Here is an 18278-nt window from a genome sequence, read left to right as displayed (position 1 = left end):
GAACACCTGGCAAAGGTTACGTTTCCGTCATTCATGTTGTTCACATCACTCTTCAATCGTCATCCATCGATTCGAGCTGCTTGGCGCCCCATTCCTTCTGCTCGTCCTTTAGCGGCGAACGGTCCGCGCGTAGCGGCGTATCGTTGTTCTTCACGCCGACCTGCTTGTGGTAGTTGTCGAGCTGGGCTTCCAGGCAGCCTTCGCTGCAGGGCTTGCCATCCTTGCCGGAGGTGGGGAAGGTCTTCTGGTGGGCGAAGATTCCGGTCTTCTTCGCGGCGCCGTAGTTCCAGGTGTTGTCCTTGCCGCCCATCTGCGACCGGGCGCCGCCGGCGCTCTCCGACACCATGTAGCCTTTCTCGGCCGTGTTCTGGATGGCGTGCATGTTGCCGTGGGTCTCCGTATAGCGTGACCCCGTGACGCACACGCAGGGCGCACGCGTGTCGTCGTATGCGCTGAAGCCGCTCAGGCGGGTCTTCTCCTTCCTGCCGCCGGCCTCGGTGAAGCAGTGGACTTCCACGAGGTGGTGCGGGGTCTCGCCTTCGCAGCAGCCCTTCTGGTTTTCCGTCGAGCGTGCGGTGTAGGGCACCAGCATGCATTTCTTGGCGTTCTGGCAGGCGTCGTCCTTGCAGTCCTTGTCATGGTCCCCGGAGCACTTTTGCTTGACGTTCTCGCGCTCCTCCTCGCAGCCCTTGCCCGGCGCTCCCGTGGCCACCTCGTCGATGTAGGGCCAGGTGGGCGTGTTGCCGGGGAAGGACGCATGGTTGTGGGTGGTCAGGTCCATCATCCTCACGACGTTGAGGCTTTCGAACTTCACGTTCATCGACCAGGCGGTGAAGTAGACCTTGCCCTTGATCTTGCTGGTGACCACGCCCTTCTTGGGGGCGCAACCCGCCTCGTCGCCGTAGCTGGTCTTGAAGTAGCTCTTGTTCTTGAGCATCACTTCCTGGCCGGAGATCTTGATGGTCCGGGTGCCGTTGGTGGTGTCCTTGGCCATCCCGGTGTTGGGGTAGGGGATGGGCACGCCGGTGGGAGTGGGAGGAGCCTGCGGAGGCGTGAAGCAGACGTCGGGGAAGCAGGCCACGGACTTGCCGTCGGCCGCCTTGCACGAGACCTCCATGTTGTTCGCGTAGACCTGGTTGGCCATCAGGCAGCCCTCACGCGCTGATAGCTCAACAGGGCGACCGCGCGCTGGCCGGCATCGTTGCCCAGGTGGCAGAGGATGTTGTTGCCGGGGCTGTAGCCCTTGCGGCTGGCGGAGTGCGCCAGCGCCAGCATCGCCGGGCCTATCGCCGCGCCGCATTCACCGATGCAGTCGGCGGGATGCCAGAGGTCGAAGAACTCCTTGCGTACCCGAAGGTTGCGGCTGAGCGCGAGGGACGCTTCCTTGAAGTAGTACTGCTCTCCCGAGAGATCGGTGAGGCGGTAGTCGTAGGACTCCATGCGGGAACCGGCCTCCTGCAGTGCGGCGCGCAAGGCCTGGGTGAGGCCATCCGCGCGCAGGGGGATGTCGAGCGACTCGACGGTGGCCGGCTCCATGCCGAAGCCCAGGCCCGTGCAGACCAGCTGCGGTTGGTCTTCCGCGACCGGGGCGCAGAGGCTCACCGCCGCGGCGCCTTCTCCGGGGATGAAACCGTTCGAGTTGAGGCTGGTGAGCAGGCGATCACGTCGTTCGTAGGCCTCCATGACCGGGGCGTTGAGAAACGAGTCGACGCCCGCGATGAGCACATGGCGGTGGCCGAGTTCATGAATCAGCTTGCGCGCATTGAGCAGCCCCACCGCCGCACCGACACGGCCGCGGGCGATGAAGCTCGAGTCGGCATGGAACTCCACCCCCAGCTCTTTCTGGATGCCGCGAATCAGGCGCGGGCCGAGGTCGGCGAGTCGGGCGGGCCTGTCTTCTTCGGCGATGCAGAGCAGCAGCGGGGTCTTCGCGGGATCGAGGCCAGGCGTAGAGGCGATCGCTTCGGCAACGGCCCTGGCCGCCATCTTCACCAGCTTGGTCTGGCCGCGCCAGGCCTCTTCGAGCTGCACGCTGGAGCCGACCAGCCACTCGCCGCCCTTGTCGAGGAAACGGGTATCCTGGAAGTTGTCGATGGCGCAGCGTATCGCTGCACAGGTGGACAGGGCGTCATGGCCGACGGCCGTGACCATCCCGACGCCCTTGATACTGAGTGCCTGCATCACGGGTTGATTTCCTTGCGTCGCAGCATGTCCAGGGACGGGTAGTAGGTCTTGCCAAGCTCCCGTGCCCGCCACCATGCACGGGAACGTGAGCCGACCAGCAACTGCTCCACCTCGAACATGTTCCTCCTCAACGCCCGGCTCGCGCGCCAGGTGATCTCCACCTTGCCGGCATCGGTGTCCACCACCAGCGTGTCGATCACCGCCTGCAGCGTCTCGTGGCCACCCTTCTTCAGGAAGAAGGTCACCGGCACCTGCATCCTCGGCACCTTGAAGCCGGCGCGTTCCTGCTTGGTCAGGTTGAGCAGCAGCACGTCCTCGCCCCCTTGCAGGTGTTCGGTCTGCTGGTCCGGCGGGGCGGCCTGGTAGTAGCGGGGGTCGAAGTCCGGTGGCAGGAAAGGGAAGTGGTCGGCCAGCCAGGCGTCGTCGTAGGTGCCGGCGTAGCCGATGCGCGGTGGCCAGTGGCGGCCGATGGGGCCGAGGGCCATGGGGGTGAAGTCGCCGTGGGGGCCGTCGATGGGCTGGCCCAGGGCTTCGGTGTTGGGCATGGGCATGCCGACGATCTCGGCGGTGCCGGCGCTCTTCGGGTACCAGCCGGTGCCGGCCGGGTTGGGCAGGTAGGTCTCGGCGAAATCCGGGCGGTCGGCCATGGCGCGGCTGCCGCCGAAGGCGTGGGCGTAGCCGATGTCCTGTTCGAGGAAGGGCTGCGGCACGCCGGGGCTGGCGCCGAGCATGCCGGGCTGCCACTGGCGCGGGCCGAGCACGCTGAAGGCCTTGCTGACGCGGCCGACGCGGATGCCGGCGGTGATCTGGGTGGCGGGGCGGCCGTTGGGGGCGTGGGCCTTGCCCATCACCAGCACGTCGCAGAAGGGTTTGAGCGGGGCGAAGTCCATTTCCTGGCGTGGCGCCGAGAGGCCGGGCTCGCCGACGTATTCGTCGGCCATCAGCAGCGGGCGCTGGACCTCGGCCAGGCGCGCTTCGCTGCCGTCCAGCGGCAGGTCGAAGGTGCCCTTGGCGACCACCACCAGGGACTCGCGCCCGTCGGGGGCCAGGCCTTGGGTGTAGGCGGCCATCAGGCGGGTGGCGTTGAGCAATTCCATGTGCGCGGCTCTGTCAGTTGATCTGCACCGAACCGCCCTTGATGCGGTTGACCCCGGAGGAGCGGCTGGAGAGGTAGGCGCCCTTGATCAGCACCTTGCCTTCGCGGGTGAGGGTGATGCTGGCCTTGCCGCAGCGCAGGACGATCTCGCGCTCGGCGGAGAACTCCAGGCGCTCGCCGTCGATATGCGCCACCGCCGGTTCCTTGCGGGTTTCCGGCAGGCGCTGGATGCGGCCGATCACCAGGGGCTGGGCCGGGTCGCCGCCAACGAACATCAGCGCCACCTGGGTGCCGATGTCCTCGCGGGCGAGCACCGTGGTGGTGGTCGCGGTGATGCCGGTCTCCGACGGGCAGCCGGGGAAGGCCACCACCGGGCTGGAGGCCTCGGGTACGTCGAGGAGGATGCCGATCACCACGCCGTCGAGGCGGGTGGCGGCGGGGGTGTGGATCTGGACTGTCATGCTCTGTACTCCCTGACCGAGCGCGGGCTCAGTTCTGCAGGATCTTCTGACCCTTGACCACGACGTTGCTGCTGGCCTTGATGTTGATCGCGCCGGAGCCGTCGATGGTGATGTTCTTGCCACGGATGACGATGGTGCCGTCCTTCTTCATGGTGATGCTGGCGGAACCGGTGACCAGGCTGATGGAGTCGCCGGCGTTGAGCGAGAAGCTCTTGCCGATGTCGACGCTGTCGTTCTGGCCGACATCGGTGCTGCGATTCTGGCCGATGCTGCGCGACTCGTTCTTGCCGATGCTGGTGGTCTGGTTGCTGCCGATGTCCACCTGCTCGTTGGCACCCACGCTTTCGGTGCGGTCGGCGCCGATGGTGATGTTCTCGTTGCTGCCCACGCTCTCGGTGCGGTTGCTGCCGATGGTGATGTTCTCGTTGCTGCCCACGCTCTCGGTACGGTTGCTGCCGATGGTGATGTTCTCGTTGCTGCCGACCTTCTCGGTGCGGTTGGCGCCGATGGTGATGGTCTCGTTGCTGCCGACGTCCTCGGTGCGGTTGACGCCGATGGTGATCTTCTCGTTGTTGCCGACCTTCTCGGTGCGGTCGACGCCGATGGTGATGGTCTCGTTGTTGTCCACGGTCTCGGTGCGGTCGTGCTTCACGTGCACCGTTTCGTCGTGGTCGATGGTCTTGGTGCGGTCATGGCCGACCCAGTGGGTCTCGTCATTCTCGACCTCGATGTCCTGGTTCTTCTCCGCGTGGATGAAGAGCTGCTCCTCGCCCTTCTTGTCCTCCATGCGGATCTCGTTGAAGTTCGCCGGCGTGCCGCCCTTGCTGGAACGGCTCTTTGTACCGCTCTGGGTGGCGTTGGCGGGCAGCTCGTAGGGCACGGTCTGTTCGGCGTTGTACACGCGGCCGGTGATGATCGGCCGATCGGGGTCGCCTTCGAGGAAGCTGACGATCACTTCCTGGCCGATGCGCGGAATCTGGATATGGCCCCAGTTCTTGCCGGCCCAGGCCTGGGAGACGCGCATCCAGCAGGAGCTGTTCTCGTTGGACTGGTCGTGGCGGTCCCAGTAGAAGTGCACCTTCACCCGGCCGTACTGGTCGGTCCAGATTTCCTCGCCCTTGGGGCCGACGACCATGGCCGTCTGCGGGCCCTGGACGATGGGCTTGATGGTGGTGGGCATGGGGCGGAAGGCCTGGGAGGCCTCGATGCAGTCGAGGGCGCTTTCGAACTGCAGCACGCCGCCGGCCGAACCGCTTTCGTAGCTTTCCTGGCTGACCGAATAGCGGGCGCCGACGATCAGGTACTCGCGGTTCTGGTCGTCGCGGGGGTAGCCGGTCATCTTGAACAGGTGACCGCAGCCCAGGCCGCGGGCGTTGGTACGCAGTTGCACGCGCTCGTACTGGGTCTGGATGGCTTCGATGCGGTTGCGCGCGTACTGCTCGCCGTCCTTGCTCTGCACGTACTCGCCCGGGTAGTCGTACAAGGGGTGTTCGGCGTTGCTGTGGGGGCGGCTCACGGTGGAGCGCACTTCCAGCCGCGCGCTGGGGCGCTGGAAGTCATAGTCGTTGAGCGCCAGGGAACCGGGTTGCACCTCACGGGCCAGGTACCACTCATAGATGTGGTCGCGCTCGCGCATCTGGTCTTCGAGCGGGTAGAAGGGCACCGAGGCGTAGTCGGCCACCGTCTTGTGCGCGCCATAGGCATCGGAGAGCACCAGCACGTGGCGCTCTTTTTCATGGCGGAAGTAGTAGTAGATGCCTTCCTGTTCCATCAGGCGGCTGACGAATTCGAAGCTGGTCTCGCGGTACTGCACGCAGTATTCCCACTCGCGGTAGGAGCGTGACAGCGAATCTTCGAAGTCGGAGAAACCGAGGTCGCGGAACACCTGCTTGATGATGTCCGGCACCGTCTTGTTCTGGAAGATGCGGCAATCGGAGGTGCGCGACAGCAACCAGAACCAGGGGCGCAGGCTGATCTGGTAGCCGGCGAACTGGCCGGTGCCGGAGGTCTGGCTGCAGCGGCAGGCGATGCCGTGGAAGTAGCGCTGGCTGCCGTCGGGCAGTTCCAGGGAAACGCCCATGGGCTTGCCCAGCAGGGCATCCAGCTTGATCGAGTAGTTTTCCGAAACCAGGCTCAGTTCGTAGTCGAAGAGCCGGCCGAGCTCCTCGTGGCCGTCGAGCCGGTCCAGGACCAGCACGTTGGGCCCCAGCGGGCTGCTGACCTTGGCCATGCGGGCCTGTTGTGTGATTGCCATGCTGTCCTTGCCTCGTATACCACTGGGGATCGGAGCGAACCGCCAACGGGCCGACGTCAGGGTATCGACGCGGGGCGGGCAGGCCGGGATTTCCGGGGAAACCTTGGTCGAAGTATTAGCAGACGACGCTCGTCCCGGGCGCTTTTTCCGATATCCGCGAATCCATTCGGGGTGGCGAGAAACAACGGTGCCGATCATGCGGCAGAGTCTCGCCGGCGATTGTTGTAGTGCAGAGCGGCTCCGCTGTCCAGACGCCCGTTCTTCGAGTGCCCGATGCGCGCTCCACTTCAAGACGGGGTTCACATTCATGGCAACGGGGCGGGCGAGGGGAGACGGGGGCCGGGTGCTATGCTCGCCGCCTGCCCGAACCCCGGAGCCCTCCATGAACGACACCCTCGAACGTGCCATCGCGCTGGCCTGCCGTGTGCACGCCGGCCAGCGCGACAAGGCCGGCAAGGCCTATATCCTCCACCCCCTGCGCCTGATGCTGCGCTTCGACGATGCCGAGTCGCAGATGGTCGCCGTGCTGCACGACGTGGTGGAGGACGGCGATGTCGGCCTCGACGACCTGCGCGCCCTCGGCATCCCCGAACCGGTGCTGGCCGCCATCGACTGCCTGAGCAAGCGCGAAGGCGAAGGCTACGAGGCCTTCATCGAGCGCATCCGCCCCAACCCGCTGGCCCGCCGGGTCAAGCTCGCCGACATCCGCGACAACCTCGACGTCTCGCGCCTGCCGCACCTGGACGACAAGGACCTGGCGCGGGTGGCCAAGTACCACAGGGCATTGCAGGTGCTGGAGCAAGAGGGCTGATGGCCTGGCGTGATGTGGCGGTGAGCCGCGCCGGGCGTTTCGCCATCGGCGTGGAGGAGGGCAGCGGCCGCCATTACCTGGCCATCCCCGTGAGCAATCGCCTGGTGGATTACGAGGAGCGCTACGCCATCAGCGTCGAGGATTTCGAGCGCTATGGCCGCGACCTCGACAGCGCATTGCCCTTCGTCGAGCAATGCCGGGCACGGCTCATGGATCACCTGCTGCTGGAGCCTCCCGGCGCCGACCGGGGGATTCCAGGCTGACCTGTAGGTCGGGTGAAACCCGACAGGCCGCTCCCCGCATAGATAAATCGAGACCTGGGGCATATCCAGCGGCCTTGCTCCTTGATGTTTGTTTCGCGTTCCCCGAAAATTTTTCGCCTCACCGGTTGTCGAACCCGCACCCCCGGGTCGCGGCGAGGTATTCGGCGACCCGCTCATGCGCGATACAGACTAGGGAAGGCCTTCAGCAGTGACTCTCTACCGACTCCACGAGGCGGATCTGGATATTCCGGACTCCTGGCAGGACCAGAGCATCAACATCTTCAAACTGCCCGCAACGGGCCCCGCCAAGGAAGCCAGCTTCGTCATCAGCCGCGACCCCAGCAAGGGCGATGGCGTGTTCGCCGACTACATCGAGCAGCAGCTTTCCAATGCGCGCCAGCAGTTGCCGGGCTTCGCCCTGATCAAGCAATGGGACATCAACATCCAGGGCTCGCCCGCCGTGCTGCTGGATTACACCTGGCAGCGCGAAGGCCGCCAGCTGATGCTGCGCCAGGTGTTCATCGAACTCAGCGCCACGGTGCTGATCGCCACCCTCACCACCACGCCCCAGGACCTGCCGTACCACGAGCCGGCCTGGAAGCAGGCGATGCAGACCTTCAAGCCGCTGCCCCCGGCGGCCTGAACCGAGCGCCGCGAGGCGCCCCGCAACAAGGATGTAGACGTAACCCATGGATGCACAGGCAGCAGCACGGCTCGGTGATGAGATAGCCCACGGTTTCGGCGTGGCGGCCATGGTCGCCGGCGCGGTGGCGGGTGCGCTGATCGGTGCAGCGGTGATCGCCGCCACGGCGGCCACCGGCGGCGTGGCCCTGGCGGTGATGGCCGGCTCTATCGCTGCGGGCGGCCTGTCGATGTTCCAGATCCTCAAGGGCCTGAACACCATTTTCAACCTTCCCGAACCCACCACGGGGGTGTTGATACGGGGCAGCCCGAACGTCTTCATCAACATCCGCGCCGCCATGCGTGCCGGGGATGACGCCTCGTCCTCCTGCAGCGGCTTGCCCTGCAACCACCCCATCTGGCCCTTCGAGGTGACCATCGCCGAGGGCAGCGCCACCGTCTACATCAACGGCAAGCCGGCGGCGCGCATCACCAGCAAGATGGTCTGCGGCGCGCACATCAAGAGTGGCAGCGAGAACACCTTCATCGGCGGCCCCACCGAGCGGGTCGCCTTCGTGCTGGATATCGAAGGCTGGATGCACAGCGGCCTCGAAGCCCTGGGCCTGGCTGCCCTGGGCGTCGGCCTGGTGGTGGCGGCCATGGCCGGCCTGGCCGCCCTGGCGGCCACCGTGCTGATCGGCGGTGCCATCTATGGCGGCATGGAGCTGCTGGGTGACCTGGGCGACCGCCTCGGCCCTGGCTACCGCGACCTGCTGCAGGGCGTGGCCGGCATGGCCATGCTCGGCCTGGGGCCGAAGATGGCGCGCCTGGGCAAGCCGGCGCCGACCACGCGTACGCCCGCCTACAAGGCCGGCGTCACCGAGGCGGACATCATGGGCATTCCCAAGGGCTCGCGGCCGCCACCGGGCGACTATCTCGAGCAGCCCTACATCGACAAGCACCTGAAGACCTTCAAGGACGAAGGCGGCGCCTTCCTGTTCACGGCGGACGATATCGCCAACCCGAAATACGCCGCGTTCAACCCCAACAAGTTCGTCATGGCCGACTCCGACCTGTCCTCGGTGGTGGCCCAGTACAAGAAGACCGGCGATGTCTCCGTGCTGGAGTCGGCGCTCGGCTATGATCCCGGCTCCCTGGCGGGCAAGGAGATCTACATGCTCAAGGTGGAGAACCCCAAGGTGCTGATGCCCACCGGCAACGAAGGCGGGGTGAACTCCCTCTGGCGCCCCGGCGGCCTGACGCACCCGGGTGGCATGCGCGAAGCGGTGCTGGATAATGTCGCCATCAGCCACGGAAACGACATCAACGTACTGAAGTCGGCCCACGACGTCGTGAGAATCCAATGAATCAGAAACTGGACAACGTCCTGCTCCTCGCCCTTGCCAACGATGAACTGGACCGCTTCCTGGTGGGCGAGCCGTTCTACTTCCTCGAAGCGCGCAGCGACAACGACGAACCGCAGAACGTGGTGGCGGCGTTCGACCAGTTGGTGGTGCCCTACTGGCGCGAAACCCGCGACCCGGCCTTCCCCCAGCGCTTCGTCGCGGCGCTGCTGAAGATCCTGGCCACCTACCCGGACCGCAACCGCGCCATCTACCTGGCCCACGACTGGGTCTGGTACTACCGCTTCTGCCTGGCGAAGAAACGTGCCCAGCCCGAAGGGCCCTATGGCGAGCTGTTCGAGGTGGACATGAACGGCGTGGCGATAGCCCTGCAACGCCAGCTGGAAGCCAACAAGGCCGCCCTGCAGGCCGACACCCGCTGGGCCGGCGCCGCCTGGAACAGCCCCGACGGCATGTGGACCCCGCTGTTGCGCACAGCCGTGACCGTGCGCGACAAGCTCGGCGGCCCGGACTTCGTGCCGGCCAACGCCTGACGAGCCGCCTGAGGGGCAACGCCGTTGCCCTTGGGCGAATGAATTCGCCCTTACACCATTCCCAACCCAGGCGCCGTGCCGTGGCACCTTCGTGGATGACGCTCTTTTCATCCACCAGGTGATCTTGCAGCAAGCACCGTCGCCCGCCTCGTGGGAGCGAATTCATTCGCGATGGAATACCCGGCGACTCGCCGACCTGTGCCGGCTGCAGATCTTTCGCGGCTGAAGCCGCTCCCACAGGGAGAGCCCGCCGCAAGACCGGACATGGCGGTGTTGGGCCTTGCTGCGCTCGGCGCCAACCTACGGCACCGCGCCCCACCCGAACCACGGTGCCAACCGGCATGTAGGGTGGATGGCGCTTTTTCATCCACCAGCGGAGCGGCCGGCGAGCACGCAAGGTGGACCGATGGAGCGGGGTCCACCCTACGCGGCGGGGCACGGGTGATCGGCCGGCAGCCGGGCAGGGCGGTCAGGCCTTGGGTGGTGGGAACAGCGCCTTGACCATGGCGTCGATGGTGCCCTTGATGCCCTTGCCCTTGTTCGGCACTTCGCTGGCGACTCCGGAGTTGAGGTCGAGGCGGCTGCCGGTGTCGATGGCGGTGTTGCCGCTGGTGTAGAGGTTGAAGGCGGTGCCGGAGATGTTGATCTCGCCGCTGGCGTTGAACTCCAGCACGCTCTTGCCGCACACCAGGCGGATCTGCGCGCCGGCTTCGATCAGGTACTGGGTGCTTACGCTATCGGTCTTGGCGCCGCCCACCATCAGGGTGTCGTTGCGCTTCACCGCGCGGGTGCGGTCCTGGCCGATGCGCGCCAGCTCGTCGTTGTCCACGCTCTTGGTGCGGTTGTGGCCCACCCAGTGGGATTCGTCGTGCTCGACGGCGATGTCCTGGTTGCGTTCCGCGTGGATGTACAGCTGCTCGGCGCCCTTCTTGTCCTCCATGCGGATTTCGTTGAAGTTCGCCGGCGTGCCGCCTTTGCTGGAACGGCTCTTTGTGCCGCTCTGGGTGGCGTTGGCGGGCAGCTCGTAGGGCACCGTCTGCTCGGCGTTGTACACGCGGCCGGTGATGATCGGCCGGTCGGGGTCGCCTTCGAGGAAGCCGACTATCACTTCCTGGCCGATGCGCGGGATCTGCACCGCGCCCCAGTTCTTGCCGGCCCAGGCCTGGGATACGCGTATCCAGCAGGAGCTGTTCTCGTTCGACTGGTCGTGGCGGTCCCAGTAGAAATGCACCTTCACCCGGCCGTACTGGTCGGTCCAGATTTCCTCGCCTTTCGGGCCGACGACCATGGCCGTCTGCGGGCCCTGGACGATGGGCTTGATGGTGGTGGGCATGGGGCGGAAGGGCTGGCGCGCCTCGATGCAGTCCAGCGAGCTGTCGAATTGCAGCGGGCCGCCCGAGGCGCCGCTTTCATAGCTTTCCTGGCTGACCGAATAGCGCGCGCCGACGATCAGGTATTCGCGGTTCTGGTCGGCACGGGGGTAGCCGCTCATCTTGAACAGGTGCCCCGAGCCCAGGCCCCGCGCGTTGGTGCGCAGCTGCACGCGCTCGAACTGGGTCTGGATGGCTTCGATGCGGTTGCGCGCGTACTGCTCGCCGTCCTGGCTCTGGGTGTATTCGCCCGGGTAGTCGTACAGCGGGTGCTCGGCGTTGCTGTGGGCGCGGCTGACGGTGGAGCGCACCTGCAGGTGGGCGCTGGGGCGCTGGAAGTCGTAGTCGTTGAGGGACAGCGAACCCGGCTGCACCTCGCGCGCCAGGTACCAGTCATAGACGTGGTCGCGTTCGCGCATCTGGTCCGCCAGCGGGTAGAAGGGCACCGTGGCGTAGCCGGCCACCGGCGCATGGGCGCCGTAGGCATCGGAGAGCACCAGCACATGGCGCGCCTGTTCGTGGCGGAAGTAGTAGTAGATGCCTTCCTGTTCCATCAGCCGGCTGACGAACTCGAAGCTGGTCTCGCGGTACTGAACGCAGTATTCCCACTCGGTGTAGGGGCGGGTGAGGGCGTCTTCGAAATCCGAGAAGCCGAGGTCGCGGAACACCTGCTTGATGATGTCCGGCACCGTCTTGTTCTGGAAGATGCGGCAGTCGGAGGTGCGCGACAGCAACCAGAACCATGGCCGCAGGCTCACCTGGTAGGCGGCGAACTGGCCGGTGCCGGCGGCCTGGCTGCAGCGGCAGGCGATGCCATGGAAGTAGCGCTGGCTGCCGTCGGGCAGCTCCAGGGAAACGCCCATGGGCTTGCCCAGCAGGGCGTCGAGCTGGATCGAGTGATCCTCGGAGATCAGGCTCAGTTCATAGTCGAACAGCCGCCCCAGTTCCTCATGGCCGTCGAGCCGGTCCAGCAGCAATGCATCGCCGCCCAGCGGGCTGCTGACCTTGGCCATGCGTGCCCGTTGCGTAATCGCCATCCCACTACTTCCTTAGCGCTGCGCGCGTCACTGCCGGGTTCCGACGCGCCGGAACCGTTTATATCAGGCGGCGCACTCCAGGGCGGAGTGCGCCGCGTCACTTCAATCGAAGCTGTAGGTGAACTCGCCGTTCTCGGCGCCCACCACCACCTTCTCGACCTTGCGGCCTTCCAGCATGCGGCCGAGGAACTCGCGGGAGAGGTCCGGCAGCATGCTGTTGGTGAGGATGGCGTCGATCTGGCGACCGCCGCTCTCGGTTTCGGTGCAGCGCGAAACCACCAGGTCCACCACCTTGTCGTCGAAGTCGAAGGGCACCTTGTGCGAGCCCTCCACGCGCTTCTTGATGCGGCCCAGTTGCAGGCGGGTGATGCTCTTCAGCATCTCGTCGGTCAGCGGGTAGTAGGGGATGGTCACCAGGCGGCCGAGCAGGGCCGGCGGGAAGATCTTCAGCAGCGGCTCGCGCAGCGACTTGGCGATGCCTTCGGGTTCGGGCATCAGCTCGGGGTCGTTGCACAGGCTGGCGATCAGGTCGGTGCCGGCGTTGGTGGTGAGCAGGATCAGGGTGTTCTTGAAGTCGATCACCCGGCCTTCGCCGTCTTCCATCACGCCCTTGTCGAACACCTGGAAGAAGATCTCGTGCACGTCCGGGTGGGCCTTCTCCACCTCGTCCAGCAGCACCACGCTGTAGGGCTTGCGCCGTACCGCCTCGGTGAGCACGCCGCCTTCGCCGTAGCCGATGTAGCCGGGCGGGGCACCCTTGAGGGTGGAGACGGTATGGGCTTCCTGGAACTCGCTCATGTTGATGGTGATGACGTTCTGCTCACCGCCGTACATGGCTTCGGCCAGGGCCAGCGCGGTTTCGGTCTTGCCCACGCCCGAGGTGCCCGCGAGCATGAACACGCCGATGGGCTTGCTGGGGTTGTCGAGCCCGGCGCGGGAGGTCTGGATGCGCTTGGCGATCATCTCCAGGGCGTGGTCCTGGCCGATGATGCGCTTCTTCAAGTGGGTGCCCAGGTTGAGCACGGTCTCGATCTCGTTGCGGGCCATGCGGCCCACCGGGATGCCGGTCCAGTCGGCCACCACCGAGGCCACCGCCTGGTAGTCCACGGTTGGCAGGATCAGCGGCGTCTCGCCCTGCAGCGCGGTGAGGCGCTGTTGCAGGTCGGCCAGCTTGGCGCGCAGGCCATTGAGCTCGTCTTCGCTCAGGCTCGGCGCATCGGCGCCACCTTCGCGGCTGGTGCCGTCCACCGGTTCGGCGGCGGCGCGCAGGCTGGCACGGGTGGCCAGCAGCTCGTCCACCAGGGCCTTCTCTTCGTTCCAGCGGGCTTCCAGCTCGGCCAGGCGGCCGCGCTCTTCCGCCAGCGCGTTGTCGACGTCGGTGCGACGGCTGCCGATGGCGACGCCGATGGCGTGCTCGCGGCCGATGATGGCCAGCTCGGTTTCCAGGGCCTCGATGCGACGGCGGCTGTCGTCCACCTCGGCCGGCACGGCGTGCAGGCTGATGGCGACGCGGGCGCAGGCGGTGTCCAGCAGGCTCACCGACTTGTCCGGCAGCTGGCGTGCGGGGATGTAGCGGTGGGACAGCTTGACCGCCGCCTCCAGCGCTTCGTCGAGGATCTGCACCTGGTGGTGCTTCTCCATGGTCGAGGCGACGCCGCGCATCATCAGGATGGCGCGGTGCTCGGACGGCTCGTCCACCTGCACCACCTGGAAGCGGCGGGTGAGGGCGGGGTCCTTCTCGATGTGTTTCTTGTACTCGGCCCAGGTGGTGGCCGCGACGGTGCGCAGGGTGCCGCGCGCCAGGGCCGGCTTGAGCAGGTTGGCCGCGTCGCCGGTGCCGGCGGCGCCACCGGCACCCACCAGGGTGTGGGCTTCGTCGATGAACAGGATGATCGGCTTGGGCGAGCTTTGTACGTCTTCGATCACCTGGCGCAGGCGCTGTTCGAACTCGCCCTTCATGCTGGCGCCGGCCTGCAGCAGGCCCACGTCCAGGGCGCGCAGTTCGACGTCCTTCAGCGAGGGCGGCACGTCGCCGGCGACGATGCGCAGGGCGAAGCCTTCCACCACGGCGGTCTTGCCCACGCCGGCCTCGCCGGTGAGGATCGGGTTGTTCTGGCGGCGGCGCATGAGGATGTCCACCAGTTGGCGGATCTCGTCGTCACGGCCGACGATGGGGTCCAGCTTGCCGCTGCGGGCCTGCTCGGTGAGGTCGACGGTGAAACGCTTCAGCGCTTCCTGCTTGCCCATGGCGGAGGGGGCCATGGCTCCGCTGGCCTCGCCCGGGGCAGCGCCGGCGTTGAAGCCGTCGGTGGCGGTCAGGGCGTTTTCCGGGGAGCTGCCGACGATCTCGTCGAAGCGCTCGATCAGGGTTTCCACCTTGATCTTGTCGAACTCGCGGGAAATGGAGGTCAGCGCATGGCGCAGGCTCGGCGTCTTGAGGATGCCCACCACCAGGTAGGCGGTGCGCACCTGGCTCTCACCGAACATCAGGCTGCCGTAGACCCAGCCGCGCTCCACCGCTTCCTCGACGTGGGAGGACAGGTCGGTGATCGAAGTCGAGCCACGGGGCAGGCGATCCAGCGCCTCGGTGATGTCCTTGGCCAGGCGCCCGGGTTCGATGTTGAACTGGCGGATGATCTGGTGCAGGTCGGAATCCTGCAGCTGCAGGACCTGGTGGAACCAGTGCACCAGCTCGACATAGGGGTTGCCACGCAGCTTGCAGAACACCGTGGCCGCTTCGATCGCCTTGTAGGCGAGGCTGTTCAGCTTTCCGAACAGCTTGGCACGACTGATTTCGCTCATCTTGCTCTCCTTTTCCTGACGGCACGCTTGCTGTGATGGCCGTGTGGTTGGTCCTGTCTGAAGCACTCCATGCGCTTCGTGTTGTTTTCTATCGGCGGGTCGCGGTGGCGTGCACTCAGGCGCGCGCCTCCGCACCGTGGTTCAGGTGGCTCACCGCCAGCAGCAGGTCGTCGGCGTCGCCTTCGGGCTTGCCCAGCCAGGTGTTGAAGCCCAGCCGGTCGCCGCCGCCCAGGGTCATGGGCGGCACTTCGTCACGTTCCAGCACCAGGTTGCTGTCCCAGTCCAGCTCCTCGCCCAGGTATTCGGCGACCCAGGCGGCCAGCTCATGGAACAGCTCGCCACCGGGGAGGAAGCGCTGGTACTGCGAGAGCCCCAGCGGGCCGATGCGGATGCGGAACTTGTGCTGGCGGTCCCACACGTGGGTGCCCAGGCACAGGTCGACGCCCAGGGTGCTGGCCTGGGCGCCCAGGCGGCTGTATTCGGGGAGTTCCAGCCATTGGCCGACGTACTCCTCGATGGCCACGGGCACGCCGAAGAACTCCGCGAGTATGGTGCGCAGGCCGTCCGGGTAGCGGGTCTGTGCCGCCAGGTGGCCGGTGAAGTAGTAGCGCGCGGCGTCGTCGATCGGCCCCTGGCCCATCAGGCTCTGCATGCCGCGGCCGGAGAGGGCGCCGAGGCGCGGCGACCAGTAGTCGTCGCCGGGGCGGTCCTGGCTCACGGTCGGCCGGGCTTCGGCCCAGGCGCGGTAGAACAGGGTCAGCAGGCGGTGGTTGAAGACGTCGAGGAAGCGCTTGAAGGTGGCGTCGGCGTTGTTGCGCTGGCGCTCACGGGCGTATTCGGTCAGGTGCAGCGGCAGCGGGCCGTTGGGGCCGGTGAGGCCGAAGAAGTATTGCTCGATGCGCGGCGTGCCGTCGGGGTTGTGCTCGACGCTGGCCAGGGTCGAGGGGGCGAAACCGCAATCGGGTTTCTGCCCCAGGCGCAGCGGGTCGTCGGCCAGGCGCACGGAATGCCCCAGGCGCGGGCGCTCGGGGAATTCGCACTCGATGCGGCGCAGCGCCTGGAAGAAATCGTAGTTCCAGGGCGCGGTCTCCATGGCCGCGAGGGTGTTCACAGATTCGGACGGCGTCCGGGCTTCGCCCGCCATCGCATCACCTCGCCCCGTTCAGTGGTCCGCATCACCGTTTCGGTGAAGCTGTTGATCGACACGTAACGTGTCAGGAAACGTTCCAGCACCGCGCCCAGGAGGAAGACCCCGGTGCCGCGGAAGGCGTTCTCGTCGAACTCCAGGCCGATCTCCAGGCCGCGGCCGAAGACGATGGGCCCCGGCATCGGCAGGCGCCGCGTGCAGGGTTTGCTGGTGACCTGGCGCAGGCCTTCGATCTGCATCTGCAGCGCCGAGTCGGTGGGGTCGCCGTAGAGGCGCAGCAGTTCGCGCAGGGCGGCGGCGCCCTGGCCTTCCTGGCTCAGCGACAGGTAGTTGAGCGACAACTGGCTGATCAGGCGCCAGGCGCTGGCGTCATGGGCGCGGCTCACGCGCGGGCGGCTCGGGCCGGCCAGGCAGCGCACGGACACCACCGGGGCGCTGTCTTCCAGGGTGAAGTCGCTGCGGCCGTTGCCCACCGGCATGAACAGCGGCAGGTCGCGGTTGGTGCACAGCGCGCCGATGCCCAGCTGGCGCAGGTCATGGCGGTAGGGCGCCTGGTTGGCGTCCACCAGGGAGATGAAGGTCTCGCTGCCGATGTAGGTGGAGCGCGGGCCCTTGCGGCGTTGCTTGCTGGAGAGCACGCGGGGCTCGCGGCGCACCGTGTACCAGGCCTGCTCGCGGCCATAGCGGGACGGGTCGCGCACGGCATAGAAGGGCTGGAAGGGTTGCTCGGGGCCGGCGCCGTGGCCGCTGACCTCGGTGAGCGAATGCACCTCGAAATCCAGCGGGCGGGTGCGGTCGACGATCACCTGGTGCTCGTGCACGCGGTCGCTCAGGTGGATGCGGTCGGCGCGCCGGGGGAACAGGTTCACCGCCGGGGTGCAGAACAGCTTGAACTGCTCAGTGCCGATGCTGCCTTCCAGGCTCTGGTCGATGCGGTTGAACAGCACGATGACGTCCAGCTCCTGGCCGGCGCAGCGCTGCACCGGGCGGCGCAGGTTGGCCACATCGATGAACAGGAAGCGGTTGGGCAGGGCGAAGTATTCCTGCAGCAGGCGGTAGCCCTGGAAGGCGCGGGGCACCACCGGCAGCACCGCGTCCTCGTCGTCGAAGCCGCGCGGGCGCAAGCTTTCCGGCGGCAGGCGCTCGACCCAGTCGCCACCGGGGCCTGGACGAACACCGCGCAGGCATTGCCCAGCAGCTGCTCGTAGAGGCGGAAGGGTTGTTCGTCGGCGCCGTGCAGGTAGAACGACAGGCTTTCCAGGGGCAGGGCGCTGAACGGTAGCCCGGCACCGGTGCGCAGGCGCAGGCGCAGTGCGGCCTTGGCGCTGGGCTCGGAGGCGGCGAGGCGGCCGAGCACCGAGGCGGGGTTGCCGAAGTATTCGACCTTGGCCACTTCCAGCGGCCACAGGGTCACCGGCTGGGAGGTGCGGTACTCGCAGGCGGTCTGTTCGTCGGTGCCCAGCAGGCCGCGCAGGGAGGCATTGCGCTCCACGGTGAAGCCGCTGGCCAGGGAGCCTTCGTTGGGATCGGCCTGCAGCTGCACCACGGTCATCGACGGGGTCGGCGCCAGGTAGTGCGGGTAGGCGATCTCCAGCAGGTTGTGGGTAAAAGTCGGGTACTCGGCGTCGAGCTTCAGCTGCACCCGCGCGGTGAGGTAGGCGAAGCCTTCCAGCAGGCGCTCGACATAAGGGTCGGCGCAGTCGATGCCGGAGAGGGTCAGGCGGCTGGCGATCTTCGGGTACTCGCCGGCGAATTCCGCCGCGCTTTCGCGGATGTGCTGCAGCTCCTGGTTGTAGTACTCGAGCATGCGCGGGTTCATTTGTTGCGCTTCCGCAGGTGGTCGGCGGGGACGATCTGCACGTGGCCGGTCTCCAGGTCCAGGTCGGTGGTGAGGAGCATGCGCAGGGGCACGGGTTCGGCCCACAGGTCGCCTTCGATCTCGAAGGACAGGGCGTTGTGGTTCATCTGGTCGGCTGCCAGCTGGGCGCGCACGCGCAAGGTGGATCGGATGATGCGCGGCTCGTAGTCGGCAATGGTCTCGGTGAGCAGGGCCTCGATGGCCTGCACGTCGACGCTGGAGGCGGTGTGCCCGGCCAGCGGCGGCAAACCGTAGTTGACCACCGAGTTGCCGGCCTGGATCTCGCTGGAGGTCTCGCTGTCGAGCGGCGCGATGGTGTTGAACAGCCAAGCCAGGTCGCGCAGGACGGACGCCTTGAGCTGGGTCAGGGAGAGCACGCGCTTGTCGACGCTCTCCTTGGCGTTGCTCGGGTCCTCGTCGGTCAACCGGTCCAGAAGGGAGGGTTGCAGACGTTCCTGCAGCGTCAGCTCGGCCATG

14 protein-coding genes and 1 pseudogene are annotated in these 18278 nt (G+C 66.7%); 5 read left to right on the top strand and 10 right to left on the bottom strand.

Annotated elements, in window-relative coordinates; all coding sequences use genetic code 11:
• Positions 1-52 precede the first annotated feature (52 nt).
• Genes PSm6_RS26275 through PSm6_RS26255 form a run of 5 tightly spaced genes read right to left on the bottom strand, consistent with a single transcriptional unit; the run spans position 53 to position 5995 of the window.
• Positions 53-1144, bottom strand: a complete 1092-nt coding sequence (locus PSm6_RS26275) for a PAAR-like domain-containing protein (protein WP_021217657.1) — start codon at positions 1142-1144, stop codon at positions 53-55.
• A complete protein-coding gene (locus PSm6_RS26270; protein ID WP_021217656.1) occupies positions 1144-2181 on the bottom strand; it encodes a hypothetical protein in 1038 nt (345 codons plus the stop codon). Before PSm6_RS26270 ends, PSm6_RS26275 begins: the two co-directional genes overlap by 1 nt.
• Positions 2181-3281 carry a DUF2169 family type VI secretion system accessory protein gene (locus PSm6_RS26265; protein WP_265168702.1) on the bottom strand — a complete coding sequence of 367 codons (1101 nt, stop codon included), beginning with the start codon at positions 3279-3281 and terminating at the stop codon, positions 2181-2183. The genes PSm6_RS26270 and PSm6_RS26265 overlap by 1 nt, the downstream gene beginning before the upstream one ends.
• A gap of 13 nt (positions 3282-3294) precedes the next feature.
• Positions 3295-3741, bottom strand: coding sequence for a DUF6484 domain-containing protein (locus tag PSm6_RS26260; RefSeq protein WP_265168700.1), 447 nt, complete (start codon positions 3739-3741; stop codon positions 3295-3297).
• A gap of 28 nt (positions 3742-3769) precedes the next feature.
• A complete protein-coding gene (locus tag PSm6_RS26255; RefSeq protein WP_043245419.1) occupies positions 3770-5995 on the bottom strand; it encodes a type VI secretion system Vgr family protein in 2226 nt (741 codons plus the stop codon).
• Between the two features lie 382 nt (positions 5996-6377).
• Here PSm6_RS26255 and PSm6_RS26250 point away from each other — a divergent pair, with 382 nt between their 5' ends.
• From PSm6_RS26250 to PSm6_RS26230, 5 genes are all read left to right on the top strand, one after another.
• Entirely contained in the window at positions 6378-6806 is a 429-nt protein-coding gene (locus tag PSm6_RS26250; RefSeq protein ID WP_021217449.1) for a guanosine-3',5'-bis(diphosphate) 3'-pyrophosphohydrolase, read from the top strand.
• Positions 6806-7069, top strand: coding sequence for a hypothetical protein (locus PSm6_RS26245; RefSeq protein ID WP_021217448.1), 264 nt, complete (start codon positions 6806-6808; stop codon positions 7067-7069). Before PSm6_RS26250 ends, PSm6_RS26245 begins: the two co-directional genes overlap by 1 nt.
• A gap of 208 nt (positions 7070-7277) precedes the next feature.
• The gene (locus tag PSm6_RS26240; RefSeq protein ID WP_184492199.1) at positions 7278-7712 is read left to right on the top strand and encodes a DcrB-related protein; all 435 of its coding nucleotides are present in this window, start codon (positions 7278-7280) and stop codon (positions 7710-7712) included.
• Positions 7713-7758: 46 nt separating this feature from the next.
• Positions 7759-9057, top strand: coding sequence for a PAAR domain-containing protein (locus tag PSm6_RS26235; protein WP_265168698.1), 1299 nt, complete (start codon positions 7759-7761; stop codon positions 9055-9057).
• On the top strand, positions 9054-9587 hold the full coding sequence (locus PSm6_RS26230; RefSeq protein WP_021217445.1) for a hypothetical protein: 534 nt from the start codon (positions 9054-9056) through the stop codon (positions 9585-9587). Before PSm6_RS26235 ends, PSm6_RS26230 begins: the two co-directional genes overlap by 4 nt.
• Before the next feature lie 469 nt (positions 9588-10056).
• Here the strand turns inward: PSm6_RS26230 and PSm6_RS26225 are convergent, their stop codons facing one another.
• From PSm6_RS26225 to tssE, 5 genes and pseudogenes are all read right to left on the bottom strand, one after another.
• Positions 10057-11970, bottom strand: coding sequence for a type VI secretion system Vgr family protein (locus PSm6_RS26225; RefSeq protein WP_021217514.1), 1914 nt, complete (start codon positions 11968-11970; stop codon positions 10057-10059).
• 126 nt (positions 11971-12096) lie between these two features.
• Complete coding sequence (gene tssH, locus PSm6_RS26220) at positions 12097-14796, bottom strand: type VI secretion system ATPase TssH (RefSeq protein WP_265168697.1); 2700 nt, start codon at positions 14794-14796, stop codon at positions 12097-12099.
• A gap of 115 nt (positions 14797-14911) precedes the next feature.
• Positions 14912-15940, bottom strand: coding sequence for a type VI secretion system baseplate subunit TssG (tssG, locus tag PSm6_RS26215; protein ID WP_021217512.1), 1029 nt, complete (start codon positions 15938-15940; stop codon positions 14912-14914).
• Positions 15904-17762 (bottom strand): annotated as a pseudogene (tssF, locus tag PSm6_RS26210) (type VI secretion system baseplate subunit TssF). The gene tssG and the pseudogene tssF overlap by 37 nt, the downstream one beginning before the upstream one ends.
• Entirely contained in the window at positions 17759-18277 is a 519-nt protein-coding gene (gene tssE / locus PSm6_RS26205) for a type VI secretion system baseplate subunit TssE (RefSeq protein WP_021217510.1), read from the bottom strand. Before tssE ends, tssF begins: the two are co-directional and overlap by 4 nt.
• Position 18278 lies beyond the last annotated feature (1 nt).

It is taken from the genome of Pseudomonas solani, assembly GCF_026072635.1.
In the GTDB taxonomy this organism is placed as follows: domain Bacteria; phylum Pseudomonadota; class Gammaproteobacteria; order Pseudomonadales; family Pseudomonadaceae; genus Metapseudomonas; species Metapseudomonas solani.
Note: the sequence above shows the minus strand (reverse complement) of the source record. Positions and strands in the feature narration are given on the sequence as shown.